The sequence below is a fragment of the Dyella sp. AtDHG13 genome, from assembly GCF_003201105.1.
GTDB lineage: Bacteria > Pseudomonadota > Gammaproteobacteria > Xanthomonadales > Rhodanobacteraceae > Dyella > Dyella jiangningensis_B.
In genome coordinates, this window is sequence record NZ_QICJ01000032.1 from 1 (window position 1) to 1163 (window position 1163).

Annotated in this window: 1 protein-coding gene; it reads left to right on the forward strand. The window is 53.2% G+C overall.

What is annotated here, in order from left to right; all coding sequences use genetic code 11:
- The first annotated feature begins 578 nt into the window (after positions 1-578).
- A complete protein-coding gene (locus BDW41_RS23465) occupies positions 579-1088 on the forward strand; it encodes a hypothetical protein (protein WP_158537029.1) in 510 nt (169 codons plus the stop codon).
- Positions 1089-1163 lie beyond the last annotated feature (75 nt).

The following is a 1163-nucleotide window of genomic DNA, read 5'->3' on the forward strand; positions in this document are numbered from 1 at the left end:
TCTGTTCGTCGGTAAAACGCTTCTTCATGTCCGTCCTCGTCGTTATGACGGACTCTACTTAGATCAGATTGGCACGGAAACCTGGGGGCAGGTCACTGGACTGAGGCTCGCGTGAGCGCGAGCGTCTTCCCATCTCGCGAACGTCTCTTTCTCTAGACGTCAAGGCGCCTTGCGAAGGAACGCGTGCCGCTCAGGGCATTTTGAACAGCCGCATGCACTCTGCATCGGCCGCCACCGGCCATGCCGTACGAAGCTATCTCACAAGTCAGACAACGCCCGACAAAACCTCACAAAAAGCTTAGACGTTATCTGGTTCTACTCATCCGCCGGACTTGGCACGGTACTTCACGTCATCCACTTTCATAAGGATTCGACGTGCCTCGCCAATCTGATCTTCGCTTCACTTTCTCCGTCGCCGCAAGCCAGGGTGAACGGCCCATCAGCCTGGATGTCATCGAGTTCAAGCTGATCGAATCCTTGAGCGCACCATATCTGCTGACGCTTGAGCTCAGCTCACCCAAGGCCGACATCGATTTTGCCCGCATCCGGCGTTGCCCTGCATATCCCACGCAAGCGTCTTGAATCTGGACGGCGGCATCAAAATCGATATTGCCAACTATGGCCACAGGCGATCTTCTCTTGATGGATCAACATGCGTCGACTTCGTTGGTGAACATTTCCCATTCTTTGCATGCTTTTTCACTAAACGGTTCAGAGAGACTGCAGAGAGCAACGGATTTTTCAGGTACGCAGACCTCTCAGAAGAAGGTAAACGTCAGATACAACCACTTTCTCCAGATGCGGTCGTTTACGCTGAGGGATCTTACAGTTGGCTATATCAGGCGACTCGAAGAGAACTTGGCGAGTTCAGTGTCTACGAAACTGATCACGTGCTTTGCCGCAATGATTCAACAGGTATCGGACAGCCTGCGATCTGCTATGTGGCAGCACTGGAGCCGCTCAACAAAGGCTCACAACCACTCTCGATTTACATCACAGCAATTATTGAGCAGCCACCCGGACCCGCTGGGAAAACGAGTTCGGTTGAACGGCAACGAATCGACAGAATGAATCGCCCCGGGTTCTGAGGAGGCTCCAACTCTTGAGAGAATGGAGCCATGAACAAGTCTACGAAGTTTTCCCCTGAGGTCCGCGAGCGCGCG